Genomic DNA, 3,058 nt, shown 5'->3' with positions numbered 1-3,058 from the left:
CCAAGAAACTTGGCCGTTAAACTTAAAGAGATGGATCTTGCGTTGCCTGGGCAATCCGGGGTACAGGTTTTCGAGCATCAAGTCCGATTCGCCGATGGTTCGAAGCGCGATGTTGTCCTTCATAAAGCCGCATACGAAGACGCAGCCGGGTGCCTTGCAGGCTCGGTTGGAGTTCTTATAGATATCACGGAGCGCAAACGAGCGGAACTTAAATCAGAAAAAAGTCTTAAAAAACTGCGAAAAGCCGTGGAAGGAGCCGTCCATGCCCTGGTGACGACGGTTGAAATAAAGGATCCGTATACCTTTGGTCACCAACAGCGCGTAAGCAAACTAGCCTATGCCATAGGGCGGGAGATGGGTTTGTCAGCGAAAATTATTGAGGGTATTCGTTTGGCCGGGCTTGTTCATGATCTCGGCAAAATATACGTTCCAAGTGAAATTCTCTCTAAACCTAGTAAACTAAATTCCCTAGGAGAGTGTTGCAAAAGACCAGATTTCACTCTTAACGCAGATATTCAAGGAAACATTTGGTCATATAAAGCTAAGAAATACTGATCTTTGACAACCTTTACATGGTTTCAAGCTCCTTTTTAGCTGTTTTCCGGCTTAAATCAGTCCAAGGGAGACACTTACCCCTTTGCAGCAATCGTCATTGCGCTCGCCGTCATTGCGGGAGAAGAAGCGTCTCAATGCCTTCAGGTTTACCACAACGGCGGTAAAGAGCATCTGTAACTGGGTCTTTACCCGCCCAATATAGCGCGCCTGACGTGCTCCATGAAATACCATTTCGGCAATGTCACGTTCCACCAATGACCTGAAACGGTAAACCTGTTTAAAAGAATCGGTTTTCTGTTGCCGCCGTGCCTCCTGAAGAATAGCTTCTTCTTCGTGTAGACGTACTGTACGTCCCTGGCCGTGTTTGGTGCATTGATCCCGCAAAGGGCAAGTGTTACAAATCCTTTTATCGAAAAGGAACAGCCGCTGTTTGGAACGATACTTCTTTGTTGTATGACCTGCCGGGCAAGTACAGGTCATTGTTTCAAGGTCAACGTTGAAGTCTTCCTTGGAAAATCTGTTCTCCCGCTTAGGAGCAGGCGGAGCCGGGGCAATAAGCTCAATCTTTTCAGCGGTCATATCCTTTCTTACATTCGTCGCTCCGTAAGCGGTGTCTCCCATAACAACAGCCGGTTTAATGCTCTGTTCTGTTACGGCCGTAGGTAAAGCCATGCTATCATGAGCGTTGCCTGCGGTAACCGCAACATTAGTGATGATGCCGGTATCTTTGTCGGCTACTACCTGGACCTTGTGTCCTTCAAAAGTACGTGCGCTTTTGTGTACGTGACGCATCTCGGGGTCGGTGGTGGAAACTATACGGTCGTGTGCTGTGCCCTTTTTGATTTCATAAGTTCCGTCTTCATTTTCTTTGACATCCTGCAGGGTTACCGCACGCAGAAGTTCTGTCGCTTGAGTTTCCGCTTGACTCAATTCTTCCCCGGCGGCGGTCAAGATCTCTTGTACGCTTTGAGCGTCACGCACCAGTTTGGTAAGCAACTGCTTCTTTTCCTGAGGATCGTCCCAGTTAATCTTTGGTTTACCGGGTTTCTCGTAGTTAATTTCCGGGTCCAAGACTCCTTTGAGTCGGGCATTCAGTTTCGGGTTACGCCGGGTTACACGCAGTACCCGCTGTACGGCAGACTTAATCAGATTGTAGGTATCTTGAACGGCGCCGGCGCCCAAAACGTATGTTGAGTCGATAATATGCGTCGCCCCGGTGGTCTTCAGGATTTTGGCTTCTTGCGCTAAAGCAATGAACCTTTCAAAGACTAAGCGCTGTTTATCGTGTATTAAGAGTCCGGATCTAAAACGGCAAAGAGCCGTATGATCGAAACCGGTTTCATCAAGACCCAGGTTCAAAGCATGTTTCCACCGAAGGTCATAGCGGGCACGTTGTTCTGCTTCTCGGTCAGATACATCGTCGTGATACATCAAGAGCAATACCTTCGCCAAAAGGGCCGGCGAGTTTGAAGGACGTCCTATCCCGGCATATAGCTCGGCAAAATCATCATCTTCAACGAGTCTATCACCAAACCGGGCTAACAAGCCGTAGAAGGAATCTTCGGGAACAAGGGGCTTGTTACACCATGTTTCAAGGTTGCTAAAGTTAATTTGATTTTGTTTTCGTCCCAGCAAGGAAGACATCCCCTTTTATGGTGTTAAATAGTAGTTTCGACGTCTTCCATGCTTATTCCTGCTGATTCTCTAAGGTTTTTTGCGATTTTTAGGCTGTTTTTGCTTACTTTTGCAACACTCTTCTAGGAGGTGGAAGGATGTACAGCGCCAAGGTTTTAGACCACTTCGCCAACCCCCGCAACGTTGGTGTCATCGAAGCCGCGGATGGGGTCGGAGAGGTCGGCAACCCGGCGTGCGGGGACGTGATGACTTTTTATATCAAGGTTAAAGACGAACGGATCGAAGACGTAAAGTTCCAGACCTTCGGCTGCGGGGCGGCCATCGCCGTATCAAGCATGATCAGCGAGATGGCCAAGGGCAAAACCCTGGAGGCGGCCCTGAGAATCACCAATAAGGACGTTGCGGACGCCCTTGAGGGTCTGCCGAAACAAAAGATGCACTGCTCCAACCTGGGTGCCGACGCCTTACATAAGGCGATCAAAGACTACCAAGGACGCAAGAATGATAAGCCCGGCGCCGGGCCGGCGGTCAAAACAGCCAGGCTCCGCTCCCCCCGGCGGAAAGGAGATGTCCGTATTGAAAGAAAACCCAACCCTTGATGAACGTGTTATCTCCCGCGCGATAATCACCCGCTACACACGGGAACTGCTGTCAATCCTCGAACTTGACGCGGCGATCGTCGGCGGTGGGCCCTCCGGGCTCAGCGCAGCCTACCGCCTCGCCCGCAGCGGTCTGAAGACAGTGGTCTTCGAGCGCCGCTTGAGCATCGGCGGCGGGATGTGGGGCGGCGCGATGATGTTCAACCAGATCGTTTTTCAGGAACCCGCCCGCGAAATCTTTGAAGAAGTGGGCGTCCGCTACGAAGAGT

At 50.4% G+C, this 3,058-nt stretch carries 4 protein-coding genes; 3 read left to right on the top strand and 1 reads right to left on the bottom strand.

All coding sequences use genetic code 11. From position 1 onward, the window contains the following. A partial coding sequence (locus AB1500_13075) for an HD domain-containing phosphohydrolase (GenBank protein ID MEW6184079.1) occupies positions 1 to 555 on the top strand: 555 nt, incomplete at its 5' end. A gap of 51 nt (positions 556 to 606) precedes the next feature. Here the strand turns inward: AB1500_13075 and AB1500_13070 are convergent. Further along, positions 607 to 2,190, bottom strand: coding sequence for an IS1182 family transposase (locus AB1500_13070; GenBank protein MEW6184078.1), 1,584 nt, complete (start codon positions 2,188 to 2,190; stop codon positions 607 to 609). 137 nt (positions 2,191 to 2,327) lie between these two features. Between AB1500_13070 and nifU the strand changes: the two genes are divergently transcribed. After that, entirely contained in the window at positions 2,328 to 2,789 is a 462-nt protein-coding gene (gene nifU / locus AB1500_13065; GenBank protein MEW6184077.1) for a Fe-S cluster assembly scaffold protein NifU, read from the top strand. Beyond that, a partial coding sequence (locus tag AB1500_13060) for an FAD-dependent oxidoreductase (protein ID MEW6184076.1) occupies positions 2,767 to 3,058 on the top strand: 292 nt, incomplete at its 3' end. The genes nifU and AB1500_13060, both read left to right, overlap by 23 nt.

It is taken from the genome of Bacillota bacterium (assembly GCA_040755295.1).
Lineage (GTDB): Bacteria > Bacillota > Desulfotomaculia > Desulfotomaculales > Ammonificaceae > SURF-55.
This window is presented reverse-complemented; position numbering and strand designations above follow the sequence as displayed.